This window comes from Amycolatopsis sp. NPDC058340 (assembly GCF_042723975.1).
Taxonomy (GTDB): Bacteria; Actinomycetota; Actinomycetes; order Mycobacteriales; family Pseudonocardiaceae; genus Amycolatopsis.
Genome location: NZ_JBHXIB010000001.1, coordinates 220,999 through 240,205, shown reverse-complemented (window position 1 = coordinate 240,205; position 19,207 = coordinate 220,999). Strand labels below are relative to the sequence as shown.

Here is a 19,207-nt window from a genome sequence, read left to right as displayed (position 1 = left end):
GGTATTTCTCCTGGATTTCTACGTAGTGGTTGTCTCGCGGCGTCTCGCGGAGCTTTCGCCCGCGGTGGATCGCCTGATCAGAAGGGCGGCTCGTCGGAGAAACCGCCGCCACCGCCACCGGCGGGCGGGGCGGAACCCCACGGGTCGTCGGCGGGCGGGGCGCTCTGGCCACCGCCGCCACCACCGAAGCCGCCGCCACCGCCACCGGTGCCACGGCTGACCTTGTTCACCTTGGCGGTGGCGTAGCGCAGCGACGGGCCGATCTCATCGACCTCGAGCTCGACGACGGTGCGCTTCTCGCCTTCCTTGGTCTCGAAAGACCGCTGCTTGAGGCGCCCCTGCACGACGACCCGCGCGCCACGCGTCAGCGACTCGGCGACGTTCTCGGCCGCCTGACGCCAGATGTTGCAGCGCAGGAACAGGGCCTCGCCGTCCTTCCACTCACCGGACTGACGGTCCAGCGTGCGCGGGGTGGACGCGACGGTGAAGTTCGCGACCGCCGCACCGGAAGGGGTGAAGCGAAGCTCCGGGTCGGACGTGAGGTTGCCGATCACCGTGATGACGGTGTCTCCAGCCATCGGGAAAGTCCTTCGGCTCAGGCCTTGGCGGCGGCGGTCGCGGCGCGCTTGATCTCGCGGCGCATGACCTTGGTGCGGAGCACGGTCTCCTGCAGCGAGAGCTGACGGTCCAGCTCCTTGACCGCTTCCGAAGTCGAGTTCAGGTCGAGGAGCGCGTAGATGCCCTCGGCGTGCTTCTTGATCTCGTAGGACAGCCGGCGACGGCCCCAGACGTCGACCTTCTCGACGCTTCCGCCCGAAGTGCGGATCACGTTGAGGAAGTTGTCCAGGGTCGGGGCCACCGTACGCTCGTCGAGCGTGGGGTCCAGGATGACCATTACCTCGTAATGGCGTGACACAACCACTCACCTCCTATGGGCTCGCGGCCACGGACTGTCCGTGGCAGGAGGGTTTGTCCAGGTAAGCGTACCTGGCGGTCAGGAGACGCGGCGCAGGACCCAGGTGCGGACCAGCGCGGCGGTCACCCCGGCGAGCACGAGCACCGCGAGCAGCATCGGCAGTTGCACGTCGCCGCCGGGCATGCCGTCGGTCGCGAGCGCTTCGGCGTTGCCCGCGTTGCGGACGTCGGGGCCCTGCCCGGCCTGGCCGTCGGTGCCGTACTGCGGGGCACCCTCGCCGGGGAGCGGGCTGTTGGCCGGGTAGCGCACGCCCGGCGCCACCGCGACACCCGGCTGAGCGACCGGCAGGTTGCCGTAGTCGCGCGGCGGGGCGTAGCCGGTGCCGTTGCTGCCGCCGGGCAGCAGGCTCGGCGAGGACGGGAGGCCGTTGGTGCCGCCGCCGTTGCCGCCCTGCTGCGGGGCGGTGGTGCCCGGGGACGGCAGGGTGGGCGCGACGTAGTTCGTGGCGACCGTGGTCAGGCCGCAGCTGCCGGCGACCTTGTGCTCGATGGAGTTCAGCGTCTTTTCGGGGTTGAGCCCGAGGCCCCACGACTTGGTGTCCTTGACCGCCTGGCGCACGGCCGCGCCGATCGCCTTGCCGTCGACCGAACCGCCCGCGGCGTTCGGGACCGCGCCGACGTTGATGGTGTTGACCTTCGCGATGTCGTTCGCGGCGACGTCGTACAGGGCCAGCGTGCCCGCTTCCCGCGCGCCCGCCCGCACCAGTTCCTTGACCGAGGTGCCGGTGATCGCGACGGTGTCGCCCATCCCGCCGTTCACGGTGCCGCTGCACGCGTTCGCCAGGGTGGTGGCCGCCGAGGCCGTCCCCGCCGACAGGAGCGCGCCACCGGTGACCATGGTCGCGAGTGCGGTGACGGTGAGCGCCTTGCGGGTGGTCTGCCAGATGGTGGTCTTCCGCACGGGCGCGATCCTCCGGGTCGGTGGGGGCGTGAAGCAGTGCATGAGGAATCACTGCAACGGGGATAACGAGGGAGTGACCAGAAAGATACTAGGCGGTAGGACTAACTTGTAGCGGCCATTCGGCGGAGGACCCAGGTGCGGACGAGCCCCGCGCTGACTCCGGAGAGTGCCAAAACGGCGATCAGCAGCGGCAATTTCCCGTCCTGAGTGAAGCCGTCGCTCGCACTCGGTAGCGCTTCGGCCTGTCCCGCATTCTGGACGTCCGGGTTACCGCCCTGGTTTTCGGTCGCGATGCCGAACTGCGGCGCGTAACCCGGGATCTGGCCGCCGTACCGGAGGCCGGGCGACGGGCTGAAGAGACCGGCCGTCGCCATCGGGATGGAGCTGTAGTCGCGCATCGGCGCGTAGCCCGTGCTGATGCCCCACGGCAGGCCGCCGAAGTCCGGAGTGAAGGTGCCGGGCAGGAGCGGGCTGTTCGCCGCGGGGATGCCGCCTGCCGGAGCGCCGCCCTGTGCGGGAGCGCCCGGCCCACCGGTCTGCGGTCCGCCGCTGCCGGGTGTCCCGGGGGCGGGTTTGCCAGGCTGGGGCTGGGTTCCGGGGGCGGGTTTCCCGCCACCGGTCAGTGCTTCGTGGGTACCGGTGACCGCGCCGTTCAGCGCTTCCGCGGCGGGCGCGCCGACGACCGGGACCGGCGCGACGACGGTGTTCACCACGGTCACCGTCACCTTGCAGAGCGTGCCGAGCAGTGCGTCGATCGTGCCCGTGAGCACGCCGGACACCGGTCCGGCTTGGCCGAGGTTGAGCGGAATGCCGAGCAACGGGGTCTTGCCGAGGATCGTGTCGCCGGTCTTCGCGGTCACCGAGCCGCCACAGGTGGCGGTCTTGGTCTCCGCGGCGGCGGCCGTGCCGGGCATGGCGAGGGCGGCCGAACCCGCGAGAATGAAGGCCGACGCACCCAGGGCGGTCGCCCTCCGTGTCCGTTCGCGCATGCCTTCGACTCCTCCGTCGTCGGGGTCACCTACCCGGATAACGACGCTAATGGAGACAAGTAACGCCCGCTCACTCGAAGAGGTCAGGCATTCGAGTGGAAGCGGGCGTCACTGACGGTGAAGATCAGGCGGGCTTACCCCGCAGCCAAGCGCGGACCAGAGCCGCGGCGACGACGGCCAGCGCCAGTACCGCGAGCAGCAGCGGCAGCTTGGCCGGGGCGACCGGCGCCTCGACGGCCTGCGCGTTGCCGGTGTCCTTCTCGTCGACGGTGGGCGGCGGCACCTCGCCGGGGACGATCTCGGTGATCACCGGCGCCTGGACGAAGCTGCCGGGAAGCAGTGCCGCGTTGCTGATCAGGCCGGCGATCGAGTCACCGCCGATACCGGTGGAGGAACCCGGGGCGGTTTCGACCGGGAGCTCGCTGCCCGGGCCGCCGGGCTGGCCAGGACCCGGCTTCGGAGGCTCGGGCTTGGGCGGTTCGGGCTTCGGCGGTTTGGGGATCTCCGGGACTCCCGGAACCTCCTCGACGACGCCCTGGGTCAGGTTCCCGACCGCGTTCACCGCGCCCTGCGCGGGCTCGCAGACGCCCTGCGCGACGAGGTCGCCTGCCGCGTTGTCGGTGAGACCGGTCGTCTTGACGAGATCGCCGACCGGCAAGGAAAGGAGGGGCTTCCGGCCCTCGGCGGTCTTGGCCTGTGAATCGAGACCGACCGTCAGCACCTCGTTCGAACCGACCGGCGCACCCAAGTCGGCGGTGAGGCCGTTGCCGGACTTCCCGTTCTGCAGTGTCGATCCGCATTCGCCGGAAAGGGTCGGGCTCGGTTCCTCGGCGGCTGTCGCGGTCATCGGGAACGCTAGTCCGGCCGTGACCGAAAGCGCGAATCCCCAAGCCGTGATCCGCCCGGCAGTCTTCCCCATCGAGTTCGTCCTCCGCCCCTCAAAGACCCAACGCGGTTTAACGGAACGCGCTCACGCTACCCCACGAGCGTGACCATCCGGTCCGCGACGGCGAAAAACCCGCGAGGGTAAGTTCCGCCGTCCTCCCCACCACCGCCCTCAACGGAGGAGCTTCGCTCCCGTAGATTCCTCCGATATGAAAATCGGTGCCCATGTCCGCGACGACGATCCCCTCTCCGCGGTCGCCGAACGCGAGGCCGAGGTCCTCCAGTTCTTCCTTTCCGACCCGCAGGGCTGGAAGGCTCCCAAACCGCACCCGCACGGCGAAGCGATCAAGGAATCGCCGGTCGAGGTGTTCATCCACTCGCCGTATCTGATCAATGTGGCGTCGATGAACAACCGCATCCGCATCCCGTCGCGGAAGAACGTCACCCAGCACGCGAACGGCGCCGCCGAAATCGGGGCGAAAGGGCTCGTCGTGCACGGCGGCCACGTCGGTTCCGGGGAAGACGTCGAAGAGGGCCTCGTCAACTGGCGCAAGCTTTTCGAGCGGGAACAGGAAAAGGGCGGCTTCGCCGTGCCGATCCTGATCGAGAACACCGCCGGCGGCGACAACGCGATGACCCGTGACCTCGACACGATCGCCCGGCTCTGGGACAAGGTCGGCGAATTCGGCGCGGGTTTCTGTTTCGACACCTGCCACGCGTACGCGGCGGGCTGGGACCTGACCGAGGCGGTCAAGAAGGTCAAGGCCATCACCGGCCGGATCGACCTGGTGCACCTCAACAACTCGCGTGACGAGTTCGGTTCCACCCGCGACCGGCACGCCAACGTCGTCGGCGGCGACGGCACGATCGACCCCGAGGTGCTGGCCGCGGTCGCGGCCGAAGCGGGCGCGCCCGTGGTCGTCGAGACCCCGGCCGAAGGGCAGGCCGCGGACATCGCCTACGTCCGGGAGCGCGTCGCGTCCGCCTGAGGTCGCGTTGGTCGTGAGTGGTGAGTGTCGTTAGAACGACGGGGGGGGCGCGCGGCGCCGCCCGCGGGGGTGTTTTGGTGGTTGTTGTTTTCTCTCTCAAAAAACCACCCCCCCCCCCCCCCACCACCCGGACCGAGGGGCTACCCGCGCGGGAGATCATTCCCTCTCCAGCGGGAGGGCCGGGCACGCCGATCGAGGAAGGCTCGATTCCAGCCGGGAAACACCCGGTGCTGGAGGGAAAGCCATGAAGATCAAGGCCAAGATCGCCGCCGTCGCGGTGCTCGCCGTCGCCGCGGGAGCGCTGGGGGCGACACAGGCGACGGCGGCGCAGGCCCCGCCGTCCGGCTCGGTCGTCCTCGGGTCGGCGGGCGGTCCGCTGACGTTTCCGGGCTACGAAGGCGATCCGGTCCGGTTCGACTTCGCCGCCTTCGGCGATCCCGGGAATTCGTCCGGCCGGTTCCACGTGAATCATCTGACCAAGGACGGAAAGCCCTTCGCCGATTTCGAGGGCAAGGTCGACTGCGTCTCGCGTGACGGCGACCTCGCGATCCTGACCGGCGTGATCGAACGCGCCGACATTCCCGGGCTCCCGGTGAACCTGGTCGGACGCCGGGTCGGTTTCTCGGTGCGGGACGTGCCGGGCGGGCACGACCGGATCGGCTGGAGCTGGGCCGTCGGGGGCTTCGATCAGGACACGCTGCGCTGCACGGCCCCGATCCCGTTCTTCGAAACGAGCACCGGCGGCTACCTCGTGCGCTGAATCGGCTTGACCCTCTCGCCACGGGAGGGTCGAGTCTTGGCCGCATGAAGAATCGGACCGTGTACCGGGCGGAGGACGGCGAGCACGTCGGCTACGTCGTCCCCGCGCCGGAAACCCGTTGGCAGGCACTGACCGTTTTCGGCTACCCGCTCGGCGGACCCGCCGCCTTCGACGACTCCGTCGCGTTGCTGGAGGCCGAGGGGCTGGCCATCCTCGCCGAGCGCTGGTCGGTCAGGCACGGCGAGGACTGGTTCACCTGCAGGCTGGTCGAAACCTCGCCGGAAGCCGTCGTCGTGCGGATCGAGGACTTCGGGGCCGAGGACTTCGGCAAGCACATCAGGCTCGAGCGTCCTGGACCTGAGGTGCTGAAGCGTGCTTGACCGCGCGTAGGTCGGGGGCGCCGTCGAGGAATCCGCCGATCGGGTCGTCGTCCCCGGCGAGGCGGACCGGGTCTTTGCGCGGCTGGAAGATGTCGCGGATCACCAGCGCGCAAAGGCCCAGCACCGCCAGGTCGCGGACCACGACGGCGCCGAGGAACCAGTCCTGGGGCAGGCCTTTGTTGTCGACGCCGAGGTAGTACATCATCCGCGGCGCCCAGACCAGCGCGTCGAGGATCATCCAGCCGAGCAGCAGCCGCCAGCGCGGGATCGCGAGCACCGCCAGCGGAACCAGCCACAGCGAGTACTGCGGGCTCCACACCTTGTTGGTCAGCAGGAAGGCGGCGACCACGAGGAAGGCGAGCTGGCCGAGCCGCGGACGGCGCGGCGCCTTCAGCGCGACGTAACCGATGCCGGCGCAGGCGGCGAGGAACAGCACCGCGACGACGGCGTTCAGCACGACCGGTGTCTCGCCCGTCGCGAGCTTCCCGTCGAAACCGGCCCAGCCGGAAAGATGGGAGATCACGTTGTAGAGCGAGTCCGGGTCCATCGGGCGCGTCGTGTTGAGCCGGAAGAACTCCCACCAGCCGGTCGGCGCCGCGAGCGCGAACGGGACGTTGACCACGGCGAACGTCGCCACGGCGAGCCCGGCGGTGAGCGCCCACTGTTTGACCTTGCCCGCGCGCAGGCACAGGAAGAGCAACGGGATGAGCAGGAGCAGCGGATACAGCTTCGCCGCTGCGCCGAGCCCGAGCAGGAAGCCCGCGATCTCGGGCCTTCGCCGCGCCCACGCGAGCAGCGCGGTCGCGGTGAAGGCGGTCGCGATGGCGTCGAAGTTGGTGAAGACGTGCACCAGCACCAGCGGTGAGATCGCGACCAGCGCGGCGTCCCACGGACGGCGTTTCAGCGATCGGCCGGTCGCCCACACCGTGACGAGCCAGGCCAGCGCGAGCCACAGCGCCGAGATGTTGAAGTACACGGCCACCGGGAGCGCGCTGGGCAGCCAGCCCGCTTCCGCGACCGAGAGCCAGGCTTCGGTGAGCTTCGCGTTGATCCACTGGAACAGCCCGGTCGCCACCGGGTACTCCATGTACCGCGTGGTCTCCTTCGCCGTCCCCTCGTTCTCGGTCCACGAAGTCACGTACGGGAAGGTGTCCGGATCGTTCAGCCGCTCGGAACTGTAGAGCGGGACGATGTCCGAGTAACACATCGCGACGAACGGGCGGCCCGCCCGCCAGTCGAGCTGATGGGTGCCGGAGTCGTCGGTGTACTGCTGGATGCACGACGCCTTGCCGAACCACGAGAGCACCAGCGCGAGACAGGCCAGCAGCAGCCCGACCCGCTGCGGCGACCAGAACCAGTGCCGCCCCACGGCCGCGTGCTCACCGAGCGGGCCGCCGATCGGCCGGGTGGCCGCGGCCACGAGCGGTTCGTTCCAGCTCGGGATGACCCGCTCGCCGGGGGTGAGGGAGAGCGGAGCCTCGGGCTGGGTCGTCTGGTCGGGCACGTGGCGGATGTTAGCGCCTGACCGGGTGACCAGCCGGTGATGTCGCCGCTCGGCTCGGCGGACGACACACGTGATCGGCCGGACGACACGCGTGATCAGCCGGGCGACACGCGTGATTAAACGGACGACACACGTGATCGGCCGGACATCGCGGGTGGCCGCCGTCAGGTGATGTCGCCGCTCTCGTAGAACCCGGTCGGCGATCTACTGGTGTCCGCAGGCCCACTTCCAGGTGGCGTCCCCGTATGCCTTCGCCGCGGTATCGGGGTCTTTGCCGCGAGCCGGCATCGCTGTCCGGTCGGCCATTTCAGGTGTCAGAACGGTGCGGGCGAGTCCGCTGATCGCGAGCGCGGACCCCGCGCTGCAGAAATTTTTCGCCGCCTCGAACATCTCGTCATAGGTGCGTGGGGAGTTCGGTACGAAACCCGCGCTCTTCATCGCGGCCGTCCATTCGGCCTTGGGATCGGGCGGGGACCCGGCAGTGCTGCATCCGGGCAGCAGAACCCCGCAGGTCACGGTGATGATCGCGATGATCGTCCTGGCGCGCAACTGACTCCCCTTGCTGCCGAATGTCGATGCAAGGTCGTCACGGGAGCCTCGTCCGTTACAAGCGAGTTCCTAGGTGATGTCGCCGCTCTCGTAGAACCCCGCCAGCACCTCCGCCGCCGCGCCGAACGCCACGACGTCGTCGCCCATCTCGTCGAGATCGACTTGGATCCGTTGCCAGTGCGGCAAAGGCAGGAGCTCCCGCAGCCGCGCGGCGACCGTGTCGCGGTACACCTCGGGTGCCGCGCGGACCGAACGCCCGGTCAGCACGACCCGTTCGAGGTCGAGGACCTGGACGAGGTCGGCGAGCCCGATCGCCAGCAGGCCCGCCGCCTCCTCCGTGGTCGCCGCCGCGTTGTGCAGCACCTCGACGCAGCCGCGGCGGCCGCACGCGCAGCGCGGTCCGTCGAAGGCGAGCGTCGTGTGCCCGAACTCGCCCGCGTTGGTCCGCGGCCCGCGGTACAGCCTGCCGTCGATCAGCAGGCCGACGCCGATCCCGGTGCCGACGAGCACGACGGCGGTCGCGGCCTGGTCGCCCTCCGGCCACTGCTGCGCGAAGGCGGCGGCGTTGGTGTTCTTGTCGAGCCGCACGGGCAGCCCGGTGCGTTTCGCGAGCAGATCGCGCAGGGGCACGTCGTGCCAGCCCGGCATGTTCGTGGCGTCCCGGACCACTCCTTCGTGGTGATCGAGCGGGCCGACGCTGCCGACGCCGAGTCCGAGGACGTGCTCGACGCCGTCCAGCAGCGCTTCGGTCGCTTCGCCGAGGGCGGCAACGGCCTGGCCGGGGGTGAATCCAGGGGTCAGCGGGCCACCACGCGAGGCGATGATCTTCCCGGTCAGGTCGGTCATGACCACCCGGAAGGAGTCCCGGTCGAGCTGGGCGCCGAGCGCGTGCCGGGCGTCCGCGCGGACGCGCAGCAGGGTGCGTGGCTTGCCGACACCCGACGCGGGCTGGCGTTCTTCGTCCAGCAGGCCGGCTTCGAGCAGTTCGGGGACGATCTTCGAGACGGCCTGCTGGGTGAGCCGGGTGCGCTCGGCGAGTTCGACGCGGCTGAGGCCGCCCGCGCGCAGGATATGCGTGAGCAGCAGTGTCCGATTGTGCTGGCGCAGGCCGCGCAGATTGACCCCGGTCTCCGGCATAGCGCGCATCCTGCCATGACTGGCCGATTACGCAACACTGTTGTTTAATGGGGTCATGGCTGACTTGCGAGTGGGGATCTTCGGATACGGCACCGGCGGGCGCGTCTTCCACGCGCCGCTGGTCGACGCGACACCGGGGCTGACCCCGGCCGCCGTCGTCACCTCGAACCCGGACCGGGTCGCGCAGGCCCGTGCCGACTATCCGGCCGCCGACGTGCTGCCGGACGCGGACGCGTTGTTCGCGAAGGCGGGCGAGCTGGACTTGGTCGTCGTCAGCACGCCGAACCGCACGCACGTCCCGCTCGCGCTCCGGGCGATCGAGGCGGGCCTGCCCGTCGTCGTCGACAAGCCCTTCGCGCCGACGGCGGCCGAAGCGTCGAAGGTCGTCGAAGCCGCGAAGGCCAAGGGCGTCGGGCTGACGGTGTTCCAGAACCGCCGATTCGACTCGGACTTCCTCACCGTCCGGAAGGTGCTCGACGAGGGCCGTCTCGGTGACGTCTTCCGCTTCGAGTCACGCTACGACCGCTGGGTGCCGAAGCCGCGGGACAACTGGCGCGAGTTCGGTGACCCCGCCGAGGCGGGCGGGCTCCTCTACGACCTCGGCGCGCACATCGTCGACCAGGCGCTGCAGCTGTTCGGCCCGGTCTCGGAGGTCTACGCGGAGGTCGACAGGCGCCGCGCCGGGGTGTCGGTCGACGACGACGCCTTCGTCGCACTCCGGCACACCAACGGCGTGCGTTCGCACCTGTGGGCGTCCGCGCTCGCGGGCACCCGGAACCCGCGATTCCGCGTGCTCGGCGACAAGGCGACCTTCACGAAGTACGGCCTCGACGTCCAGGAGCCGCAGATCAAGGAAGGGCTGCGGCCCGGCGACCCCGGCTGGGGCGTCGAACCGTCGTCGGACGCCGGCGTGCTCGGCGTGAACGACGACGTCGAGACCGTGCCCACCGAGGTCGGCCGCTACGAGGACTTCTACGCGCAGGTGCGCGACGCGCTGCTCGGCAAGGGCGGCTTCCCGGTGGATCCCGCCTCCGCCGTCGAGACGCTCCGGGTCATCGAAGCCGCCCACCTCGCGGGTGCCGAACGGCGCGTCGTCACCCTCCAGCCCAGGGGCTGAAGGGCCCTTTCAGCTATTCGGTATCGCCTCTGCCACCCCGGCCGGGGCCGTTACCGCCTTCTTCGTTGTTCTCACTGGATGTAGGCGGGTTCTTCGAACTGGAAGGCGGGTCCTCTTCGTTCCGCGAAGACGACGGCCCGGTCGAGGGGCCGGTCGACGGCGTGCCGGTCTCGGTCGAGCCCTCTTCGTCTTCGGGCGGGGTCTGCGTCGACGGGACGGTGTTGCTGTCGTCCCCGCCGATGATCTTGACCTTGTCGAAGCGCTCCCCCGGTTTCCCGTTCAGGTACAGGGAAAGGAACTTCTGCCAGATCGGCCCGGCGATCGTCGAACCGAAGATCGACTTGCCGTTCTTGCCCTTCAGCGCCTTGTCGCCGTCGCCGCCGACCCACACCGCGGCCGAGATCGACGGCGTGTAGCCGACCATCCAGGTCTGCGAGTTGGCGTCCTTCGCCGACGCGGGCTCGCCCGGCCGGTAGGTGTGCTGCTGCGTTCCCGTCTTGCCCGCGCACTCGTGGTTGTTGGGGCACTTGAGCTTCGAGAACGGGATGACACCCTTGAGCGATTCGGTGACGTTGCCGGCGATCTGCTTGCTCTTGTCGGCGTCGTCGGCGAACGCGGGCTTCGCCTCTTCCGGAGCCGAGTACGCGGCCTCGTCCTGCGAGTTGGTCACCTTGACGACGAAGTGCTTGTCCCGTCGCTGCCCCTCGGCCGCGAAGGTCGCGTACGCGGCGGCCATGTCCTCCGGGCTGATGGCCGTCTTGCCACCGCCGAGCGCGATGTTGTTGTCGGCGTACAGCTCGGAGACGCCCTCGGGGGCGGGTTTGATCCCGGCGTCCTTGGCGGCCTGTGCCACCGGACCGGGTTTGGTCACGTTCACGACCATGTCGTAGAACACCGTGTTCGCGGAGCGCTGCATCGCTTCGGACACCGTGCACTGCGCCGAACACGAGCTGCCGGGGCCGGCGTTCCGGATCGTCTGCTTCCCGAACTGCCGGTTGTTGGAGCCGTCGAACGTCGAGTTGATGCCGCCCTTGCCGAGCTGCATGTACGCGGTGAGGTCGAACGGTTTCATCGACGACCCGGGGTTCTGCGGCGTGTTCGCCCAGTCACGGCCCTTCTGGTCCTTGCCGTTGGGCCCCTTCACGATGGACGGGCCGCCGTAATACGCCTTCACCCCGCCGGTCTTGGGGTCGATCGCGACGAGCGCGTTGAGCAGGTTCTCGTCGGTCTGGCCCTTCATCCCCTCGGCCACCGCCTGCTCGGCCGCGGCCTGCGCCTTCGGGTCGATGGTCGTGTAGACCTTGTAGCCGCCCCGGTAGTAGACGTCGTCGGTGATGCCGTTCGCCGCGAGCTCGTCCTTGACCTTGTCGCGGATGAACGGGTTGACCACCCCGGCCTGCTGCTTGTCCTCCTGCGGGATCGGCGTCGGGAACTGCAGGTTCGCGCGGTCGGCGGCGGAGAGGAAACCGTTCTGCACCATCCGGTTCAGCGCGACGGTCCAGCGTTCGTTCGCGACCTTCGGGTTCTCCGAGCGGCCCGGCTGCTGGATGAGGCCGGCGAGGAGCGCCGCCTCGGACGCGTTCAGCTCGCCCGCGGGCTTGCCGAAGAACGCCTGCGCGGCCGACTCGATCCCGTACGCGCCGCGCCCGAAGTAGATGATGTTCAGGTACGCCGCGATGATGTCCTTCTTCTCGTACGTCTGGTTCATCTTGAAGGACTTGGCGAGTTCGGTCCATTTACGGGCGAGCGACGATTCGTCGTCCCCGCTGGCGACCTTGATGTACTGCTGGGAGATGGTCGAACCACCGCCCTTGCCCGCGGTCACCTGGTTGTAGACCGCGCGCAGGATGCCGCCGATGTCGAAGCCCGAGTTCGTCTCGAAGGAGGCGTCCTCGGTGGCGATCACGGCCTTCTTGACGATGTCCGGGATCTGCTCCGGCGTCAGGATCTGCCGGTTGCCGCCCTTGGGGACGTCCTTGCCCATCTCGGTGTTGTCGGCGTAGTAGTACGTCACCGCCTGGCCCTGCGTGGCCGCGACGGACTGCGGCGACGGGACGTCGACGGCGAAGTAGGTGATCACGAACGCGATCGCCGGGATGACGACGAACAAGCAGAACAGCGCGAGCAGCACCCGCCGGATACGTCTCCACCGGCGTTTCTTGCGCTGTGCCGGGGTGAGGATCGGCTTCCCGTTCTCGTCGGTCTCGGGGCCGTACTGCTCGTCGTCGTACGGCTCTTCGTAACCGCGATCGGTGGTGCCGTTGTGCTCGTGATGCGTGATGAGATCCGGCTCGTGCTGCGGCGCGACCGGCGGCCGCTGCGGACGACGCGGGGGCGGCTGCTGCTGCGACGGACCCTGGCGCTGCCACGGCGCCTGACCGGGACCCTGGCGCTGTCCGTACCCCGGGGGCGGACCGGCGGGGCGACGGGGCGGTCCGGCCGGGCGTTGCGGACGACGTGCGGGGTCAGGGTCCTGACCTGGCCATCCGCCGTGGGGATCGTCGTTCACTGGGACGTCCTCCGAACCTTCCGTGGGTGAGCGCGGTCCTGCGGTCGCAGGTCTCCTTCTACTTAAGACGTATCGGATCGGTTCAGGTTCACCGGTGCCACGAAAAAAGGTGTGCCGGGCACTCGCCCGGCACACCTTTCGTCACGTGCTCAGCCCGATCGTCACGGATCTTCGCCGTTCGGGAACAACGGATCCGAAGTTCCCGGCCCCGGCCTCGTCCAGCTCGGCTTCGTGGGCTTGGTGGGTTTCGTCGGCTCCGTCTCCGTCGGCTCGGTGGGAGTCGTCGGTGTCGGGGTGGTCGACGGCGTCTCGGGTGTGGTGGTGGTCGGTGGCGGCTTTTGCGCCGTCGTCGTCGGCACGGAGCGCGCGTCCTTGCCGATCGGCTTGACCTGGTCGAACTTCTCCGACGGCTTGCCGGTCATGTACCGGGACATGAAGTCTTCCCAGATCGGACCGGCGATGGTGCGGCCGTAGACCGGTTTGTTGTTCTTGTCGTGCAGCGGCTTGTTGCCGTCGCCGCCGACCCAGACCGCGGTCGAGATACTGGGCGTGTAGCCCACCATCCACGTCTGCGCGTTGCGCTCGCGGTAGCTCGCCGGGTCGCTGTCCTTGAAGTCGTACTGCTGCGTCCCGGTCTTGCCCGCGCATTCGTGTCCCTTGGGGCACTTGAGCTTCGAGTACGGGATGACCTCTTCGAGCGCGTCGGTGACGTTGCCGGCGATCTGCTTGCTCTTGTCGGCGTCGTCGCTGAACGCGGGAGCGCCCTTGGGAGCCGTTTCGTCGAACTCGACCTCGTCCTGGGAGTTGGTCAGCTTGGCGACGAAATGCTGCTTCTGCCGGACACCTTCACCGGCGAACGTGGCGAACCCGGCCGCCATGTCCTCCGCGGTGGTGACCGTGCCACCACCGCCGAGCGCGATGTTGATGTCGGGGCTCAGTTTCGCCTTGCCGCCGTCGGCCTCCACCATCACGCCGGCTTCCTTCGCGGCCTTCGCCACCGGGTCGACCTTGGTCTCGTTGCGGACCATGTCGTAGAACACGGTGTTCGCGGAGATCTTCATCGCCTCGGCGACCGTGCACTGAGGACCGCAGCTGGAGCTCTCGCCCGCGTTCCGGATCGTGCGGCCGTCGAACTTCCGGTTGTTGGTGCCGTCGAAGGTCTCGCCGAGACCGCGGCCCATCTTGAGGAACGCGGCCAGGTCGAAGGCCTTGAACGCCGAGCCGGGGTTGTGCGGCACGTTCGCCCAGTCGATGGCCTGGACGTCCTGCCCCTGTTCGTTCTTCTTCCAGTCCGGGCCACCCCAGTACGCGACCACGCCGCCGGTCTTGGGGTCGACCGCGACCAGCGCGTTCAGGATGTTCTCGTCCGTCTGGCCCTTCATCCCCTCGGCGACGGACTCCTCGGCCATCTTCTGCGCCTTGGGGTCGATCGTCGTGGTGATCTTGTAGCCGCCCTGGTGCAGCCGGTCCTGGTCGTAACCGCGGGCTTCGAGCTCGTCGATCACCCGGTTGCGGATGTGCAGGCTCAGCGTCCCGGCGTCGTCGGCTTTCGCCTGCGCCTTCGGGATGGGCTTCGGGAACTGCGCGGTGGCGCGCGCACCCGGTTCGAGCCACTTGTTCGCCACCATCTGGTCCATCACGAAGTTCCAGCGCCGCTGCGCGTACGCCTCGTTCTCCGACCGGCTCGGCCCCTGGATCAGGCCGGCGAGCAGGGCCGCCTCGGACGCGTTGAGCTCCTTGGCGGGCTTCTTGAAGTAGGCCTGCGCGGCCGCCTCGATGCCGTTCGCCCCGCGACCGAAGTAGATGGTGTTGAGGTAGGCGGTGATGATCTCCTCTTTGGACATCTGGTTGTTCATCTTGAAGGATTTGGCCAGCTCGGTCCATTTACGGGTGAGCGTCGGCGCCTCGTTGGCCGTGGCCTTCTTGATGTACTGCTGGGAGATCGTCGAACCGCCGCCCTGGCCGCCGGTGACGTTGTTGTAGACCGCGCGCAGGATGCCGCCGACGTCGAAACCGGAGTTGGTCTCGAACGACGAGTCCTCGGCCGCGTACACGGCCTTCTTGACCACTTCCGGGACCTCGCCGGGCTGCAGCAGGTACCGGCTTCCGCCGCTGGCCGGCGCGATCTTGCCCATCGGGCTGCCGTCGGCGTACATCAGCGTGATCGGCTGGCTCTGCAGGCTCGCGACGCTTTCCTGCGACGGGACGTCCACCAGGAAGTAGGTGATGACGAACGCGATCGCGGGCACCACGACGAACAGGCCGAACATGGCGTAGAGGACCCGGCGGATGATCCGCCAGCGGCGCTTCTTGCGCTGCTTCGGCGTGAGGACCTTCTTCTTGCCGTTTTCCTCGTCTTCGCCGGGCTCGTCGTACGCGTCTTCGCCCTCGGCGCCGAGGGCGGTGCTTTGGTGACGATCGTCATAGCGATCGTCGTACGGGTCATAGCCGTACGGGTCTTCGGTGCCGTTGTGCGCGTGATGCGTGATGAGCTCCGGCTCACGCTCGTACGGCTCTGGCTCGACGGGCCGGACCATCGCGGTCGCCTGGTCGGCCGGGGCCGGAGGACGGCGGTTGCCGGGCGGGGGCGGCGGCGGACGGTGTCCGGTCGCGCCCTGCCGGGCACGCTGGTCACCGGGCGGACGCCCACCGGGCGGCGGGGGTCCCTGCCTGCGCGGGGGCATGCCGTTGGCACGACGCGGGGCCGCGGGACGGCGCGGTTCGTTTTCGGAGGGCCACTCCGGGCCGACGGCGTCGCCGCCCGGCCACTGCGGATCGGAAGAACGCTGGGGTGCGGCCGAGCGGGGGGTGCCGTTCGGAGGTGTCCGGCGCTGGGGGCGGCGCGGCGGTTCTTCGCTCGGCCAGCCGGGTTCGTCTTCGCCCGGCCATTGGGCACGGCGAGGTGCATCAGGCTCCTGGCCAGGCCAGGAGCGATTGCGGTCGTCGTTCACGAATGGGCCTCCCAGACCGGCGCTTCGGGGGACGCCGCTCTGTGGTCAACTGCGTTTTCGATACCTGTCACTGACCCGCTGTCCTCTGCGACCGGGTCCGTGGCCGGGTGGTCCCCGGTTCTCCTGTTCCGAGGACGTAGGACCGCACCAGGTGGTTCCAGTGACAGCTCCCGCAGACCTCGACCTCGTAGACGGTGAACTCCGCGAAGAGCCCGTCCATCCGCACCAGTTCTTCCGGCGTCTTGGCCGATCCGGCGGCGTGCTTGAGCTCGTCGCCGTACACCCAGGACACCAGGGTCAGTTCCTCCCGATGGCAGACCGGGCAGTCCCGCTCGCCTGGCCGGCCGTGGAATTTCGCGGCGCGGAGGAGGTACGGGCCCGCGTCGCAGACGTCGTATGTGCCGACCCGTCCGGAGTGGACGCCCTTCAGCAGCGCGCGCCGCTGTAAGGCGTAGTCCACGACCTGCCGCTGGTTTCGCACGCCAACAGAGTACGGGCTCTTGCTGTGTGGTCCACGCCCCGTTCTCGGGGAGACGGTCCGCGCACGGTCGGACACGCCGACGATTCGATAACTCTCCGGTGAATTTCGTCCCGATCCACCGAGGCCCGATCGGGTTAGCTACGCCACTTCGATGTATCGGCGCGATATAGTGGGCCGGTAGGTTGACCGAGCCGGTCACGGTGGCCAACGCGACCGGTCGCGGTTTGTTCCCGGAAGGGGGTGCGGTGTGCTCGAGCTCGCGATCTTGGGGCTGCTGCACGAGACCCCCATGCACGGTTACGTGCTGCGCAAACGTTTGCACGAGACGCTCGGGATGTTCCGGACGTTTTCGTACGGCTCGCTGTACCCGACCTTGCGCCGGTTGCTTCGCGCCGGTTACCTCGTCGAGGAGCTCGAAGAGGTGGAAGACCGGGCGTGGGCGCGCCGGGGCAAGCGCGTGTACAAGCTCACCGCCGAGGGCAAGGAACGGTTCGCCGAACTGCTCGGCGACGCCGGGCCGCAGACGTGGGACGACGAAGGCTTCGGCGTCCACCTGGCGTTCTTTTCGAGGACACCGGCCGACGTCAGGATGCGAATCCTGGAAGGCCGTCGTCGTCGGGTCGAGGAACGCCGAGAAGGACTTCGGACGGCAATGGCGCGGGCCGAGGAGAAGATCGACCGCTACACCCGTGAGCTGCACCGGCTCGGGCTGGAGTCCAGTGAGCGGGAGGTGCGCTGGCTCAACGAGCTGATCGCGCACGAACAGGCCGAGCAGCGCGGACCGGAGACCTGAGGCGCTCTCCGAGCGTGCTGCGCATTACCTACAACTGTTGGACTAATGAAGGAGAAACCGGCATGGGCGAGAACCGCCGCGTTCGGGTGGCCATCGTGGGCGTCGGCAACTGTGCGGCCTCACTGGTCCAGGGCGTTCAGTACTACCGCGACGCGGATGCCGGCACCCGCGTGCCCGGGTTGATGCACGTCGTGTTCGGCGAGTACCACGTCCGCGACATCGAGTTCGTCGCCGCGTTCGACGTGGACGCCAAGAAGGTCAGCCGCGACCTGTCCGAGGCGATCTTCGCCAGCGAGAACAACACCATCAAGATCGCCGACGTGCCGCCGCTGGGTGTCACCGTGCAGCGCGGTCACACCTACGACGGTCTCGGCCGCTTCTACCGCGAGACCATCGAGGAGTCCGACGAGGCTCCGGTCGACGTCGTCGCCGCGCTGCGCGAGGCCGAGGTCGACGTGCTCGTCTCCTACCTGCCGGTGGGTTCCGAAGAGGCCGACAAGTTCTACGCGCAGGCGTGCATCGACGCCGGTGTGGCGTTCGTCAACGCGCTGCCGGTGTTCATCGCCTCCGACCCCGAGTGGGCGGAGAAGTTCCGCGCGGCGGGCGTCCCGATCGTCGGTGACGACATCAAGTCCCAGGTCGGCGCCACCATCACGCACCGCGTGCTGGCGAAGCTGTTCGAAGACCGCGGCGTCCAGCTCGACCGGACGATGCAGCTCAACGTGGGCGGGAACATGGACTTCCTGAACATGAAGGAGCTGGAGCGGCTCGAGTCGAAGAAGATTTCGAAGACCCAGTCGGTCACTTCGCAGGTCGACCGCGAGCTCGGCAAGGGCAACGTCCACATCGGGCCGTCCGACTACGTGCAGTGGCTCGACGACCGCAAGTGGGCGTACGTCCGGCTCGAAGGCCGCGCCTTCGGCGACGTGCCGCTGAACCTGGAGTACAAGCTCGAGGTGTGGGACTCGCCGAACTCGGCGGGCATCATCATCGACGCCGTGCGCGCCGCGAAGATCGCGAAGGACCGCGGCATCGGCGGCCCGATCCTGTCGGCTTCCTCGTACTTCATGAAGTCGCCGCCGGAGCAGTACGACGACGCGACCGCCCGTGACGCGGTGGAGAAGTTCATCGCCGGCGAGGCGTGACCGTTCTCTGACGTGTGCTGAAAGCTCCCTTCACCGCTTCTCCGGCGGTGAAGGGAGCTTTCGTCATTTCCGGCTTTCCGACGGGAGTCGACCGTCCCTCGGCTCAGAACCGGCGATGTCACGTGACCGACCGGACGACACGCGTGATCCGGTGGACGACGCGCGTGACTGGAGGGACGACACGACCGCGGCCGGGTTCCGCCGCGAGTCGTCCGCCCGATCACGCGTGTCGTCCCTCCAGTCACGTGTGTCGTCCGGTCAGTCACGCGACGCCGCCACCTGCGCACTGGCAGTAGGTACCTGGACACCTTTGCGTCTAAGCGTCCTCACCACTCACGAGACCTGGCCGACTCGACGCCGATGTCCGGGGGCTCAAGTACATGAAGGCTCCCTTCGCCGCATGCGACGCGGTGAAGGACGCTTTCAGCCCTCTTTGAGCAGCACCGACGGCAGGTCCGTGATCACCGGGACCACCGTCGTCTGCTCCAGCACCGCCGGATCCGGCGGGAAATGCGGATTCGGCACCGCGTACACCGCCATCCCCGCGGCCAGCGCCGCGCGCAGCCCGTTCGTGGTGTCCTCCACGGCCGCGCAGTTCTTCGGCTCCGCGCCCAGCAGCTCGGCCGCCTTCAGATACACATCGGGCGCCGGCTTGCCCGCGCCGACCTGCTCCGACGAGACCGCCGTCGGCACCGGCAGCCGCGTGATGTCGAGGAACGCCTTGATCAGCAGCGGCGGCGAAGAGCTCGCGATCGCCACCGGCCAGTGCTTCGCGACCTCGCGAACGACGCCGGGCGCGCCCGGGATGATCGGCGGTTTCTCCGCGTACCGCCGCGCCATCCGGTCGATCACCACCTGCGCGACGTCCTCGGGCCGCAGCTGGACACCCAGGTCGTGCGCCAGGTAGGCGGCCCATTCCGGGGTGCTCATCCCCTGCATGGCCCTGGTCGATTCCTCCCGCCAGGTGCCGTGGAACTCGTGGACGACCGCCCGGCGGACCTCGTCCCACATCGTTTCCGAATCCACCAGGACACCGTCGAGATCGAAGATCACCGCTTCCACACCCTCAACCCTAGGCGCTGTCCTGTGGGCCTGCCCGCGGTCTTCGCGCCCAGGCGGTCACTGACGGCACGGGCGGATGC

18 protein-coding genes are annotated in these 19,207 nt (G+C 68.7%); 6 read left to right on the top strand and 12 right to left on the bottom strand.

The genetic code is table 11. The features are described from left to right. Positions 1 to 77 precede the first annotated feature (77 nt). From ACFWIW_RS01180 to ACFWIW_RS01160, 5 genes are all read right to left on the bottom strand, one after another. The gene (locus ACFWIW_RS01180; RefSeq protein WP_016338289.1) at positions 78 to 578 is read right to left on the bottom strand and encodes a single-stranded DNA-binding protein; all 501 of its coding nucleotides are present in this window, start codon (positions 576 to 578) and stop codon (positions 78 to 80) included. 17 nt (positions 579 to 595) lie between these two features. Then, a complete protein-coding gene (gene rpsF / locus ACFWIW_RS01175) occupies positions 596 to 916 on the bottom strand; it encodes a 30S ribosomal protein S6 (RefSeq protein WP_016338288.1) in 321 nt (106 codons plus the stop codon). A 78-nt stretch (positions 917 to 994) separates the two neighbouring features. Next, a complete protein-coding gene (locus tag ACFWIW_RS01170; protein ID WP_378366543.1) occupies positions 995 to 1,876 on the bottom strand; it encodes a hypothetical protein in 882 nt (293 codons plus the stop codon). A 101-nt stretch (positions 1,877 to 1,977) separates the two neighbouring features. After that, entirely contained in the window at positions 1,978 to 2,865 is an 888-nt protein-coding gene (locus ACFWIW_RS01165; protein WP_378366542.1) for a hypothetical protein, read from the bottom strand. Between the two features lie 124 nt (positions 2,866 to 2,989). Beyond that, positions 2,990 to 3,784, bottom strand: coding sequence for a hypothetical protein (locus ACFWIW_RS01160; RefSeq protein WP_378366541.1), 795 nt, complete (start codon positions 3,782 to 3,784; stop codon positions 2,990 to 2,992). A gap of 175 nt (positions 3,785 to 3,959) precedes the next feature. On the opposite strand from ACFWIW_RS01160, the gene ACFWIW_RS01155 reads away from it, so the two are divergent. From ACFWIW_RS01155 to ACFWIW_RS01145, 3 genes are all read left to right on the top strand, one after another. Beyond that, entirely contained in the window at positions 3,960 to 4,739 is a 780-nt protein-coding gene (locus ACFWIW_RS01155; protein WP_378366540.1) for a deoxyribonuclease IV, read from the top strand. Positions 4,740 to 4,983: 244 nt separating this feature from the next. Next, a complete protein-coding gene (locus ACFWIW_RS01150) occupies positions 4,984 to 5,499 on the top strand; it encodes a hypothetical protein (RefSeq protein WP_378366539.1) in 516 nt (171 codons plus the stop codon). A 44-nt stretch (positions 5,500 to 5,543) separates the two neighbouring features. Beyond that, positions 5,544 to 5,879, top strand: coding sequence for a hypothetical protein (locus ACFWIW_RS01145; protein ID WP_037334159.1), 336 nt, complete (start codon positions 5,544 to 5,546; stop codon positions 5,877 to 5,879). Here ACFWIW_RS01145 and ACFWIW_RS01140 read toward each other — a convergent pair. The 3 genes from ACFWIW_RS01140 to ACFWIW_RS01130 all read right to left on the bottom strand — a co-directional run bounded on the left by ACFWIW_RS01140 (position 5,836) and on the right by ACFWIW_RS01130 (position 9,069). After that, positions 5,836 to 7,383: a glycosyltransferase family 87 protein gene (locus ACFWIW_RS01140; RefSeq protein WP_378366538.1), complete on the bottom strand. Its 1,548-nt coding sequence runs from the start codon at positions 7,381 to 7,383 to the stop codon at positions 5,836 to 5,838. The two genes, ACFWIW_RS01145 and ACFWIW_RS01140, sit on opposite strands and share 44 nt — an antisense overlap. 204 nt (positions 7,384 to 7,587) lie before the next feature. Next, positions 7,588 to 7,932 (bottom strand): hypothetical protein, encoded by a 345-nt coding sequence (locus ACFWIW_RS01135; protein ID WP_378366537.1) that lies wholly within the window; start codon positions 7,930 to 7,932, stop codon positions 7,588 to 7,590. 69 nt (positions 7,933 to 8,001) lie between these two features. Beyond that, positions 8,002 to 9,069, bottom strand: a complete 1,068-nt coding sequence (locus tag ACFWIW_RS01130) for an ROK family transcriptional regulator (protein WP_378366536.1) — start codon at positions 9,067 to 9,069, stop codon at positions 8,002 to 8,004. Between the two features lie 55 nt (positions 9,070 to 9,124). Between ACFWIW_RS01130 and ACFWIW_RS01125 the strand changes: the two genes are divergently transcribed. Continuing rightward, positions 9,125 to 10,186 carry a Gfo/Idh/MocA family oxidoreductase gene (locus ACFWIW_RS01125; RefSeq protein ID WP_378366535.1) on the top strand — a complete coding sequence of 354 codons (1,062 nt, stop codon included), beginning with the start codon at positions 9,125 to 9,127 and terminating at the stop codon, positions 10,184 to 10,186. Positions 10,187 to 10,199: 13 nt separating this feature from the next. Here the strand turns inward: ACFWIW_RS01125 and ACFWIW_RS01120 are convergent, their stop codons facing one another. The 3 genes from ACFWIW_RS01120 to ACFWIW_RS01110 form a co-directional block, all read right to left on the bottom strand. Beyond that, positions 10,200 to 12,695: a transglycosylase domain-containing protein gene (locus ACFWIW_RS01120; protein ID WP_378366534.1), complete on the bottom strand. Its 2,496-nt coding sequence runs from the start codon at positions 12,693 to 12,695 to the stop codon at positions 10,200 to 10,202. Between the two features lie 161 nt (positions 12,696 to 12,856). Next, the gene (locus tag ACFWIW_RS01115) at positions 12,857 to 15,232 is read right to left on the bottom strand and encodes a transglycosylase domain-containing protein (protein ID WP_378366904.1); all 2,376 of its coding nucleotides are present in this window, start codon (positions 15,230 to 15,232) and stop codon (positions 12,857 to 12,859) included. A gap of 481 nt (positions 15,233 to 15,713) precedes the next feature. Beyond that, positions 15,714 to 16,127 carry a DUF5318 domain-containing protein gene (locus ACFWIW_RS01110; RefSeq protein WP_240596446.1) on the bottom strand — a complete coding sequence of 138 codons (414 nt, stop codon included), beginning with the start codon at positions 16,125 to 16,127 and terminating at the stop codon, positions 15,714 to 15,716. A gap of 247 nt (positions 16,128 to 16,374) precedes the next feature. Here ACFWIW_RS01110 and ACFWIW_RS01105 point away from each other — a divergent pair, with 247 nt between their 5' ends. Together ACFWIW_RS01105 and ACFWIW_RS01100 are read left to right on the top strand one after the other, a co-directional pair. Continuing rightward, a complete protein-coding gene (locus tag ACFWIW_RS01105) occupies positions 16,375 to 16,920 on the top strand; it encodes a PadR family transcriptional regulator (RefSeq protein ID WP_005168208.1) in 546 nt (181 codons plus the stop codon). Between the two features lie 62 nt (positions 16,921 to 16,982). Then, positions 16,983 to 18,065 (top strand): inositol-3-phosphate synthase, encoded by a 1,083-nt coding sequence (locus tag ACFWIW_RS01100; RefSeq protein WP_378366533.1) that lies wholly within the window; start codon positions 16,983 to 16,985, stop codon positions 18,063 to 18,065. A gap of 423 nt (positions 18,066 to 18,488) precedes the next feature. Here ACFWIW_RS01100 and ACFWIW_RS01095 read toward each other — a convergent pair whose 3' ends face one another. Continuing rightward, the gene (locus ACFWIW_RS01095; RefSeq protein ID WP_378366532.1) at positions 18,489 to 19,127 is read right to left on the bottom strand and encodes an HAD family hydrolase; all 639 of its coding nucleotides are present in this window, start codon (positions 19,125 to 19,127) and stop codon (positions 18,489 to 18,491) included. Positions 19,128 to 19,207 lie beyond the last annotated feature (80 nt).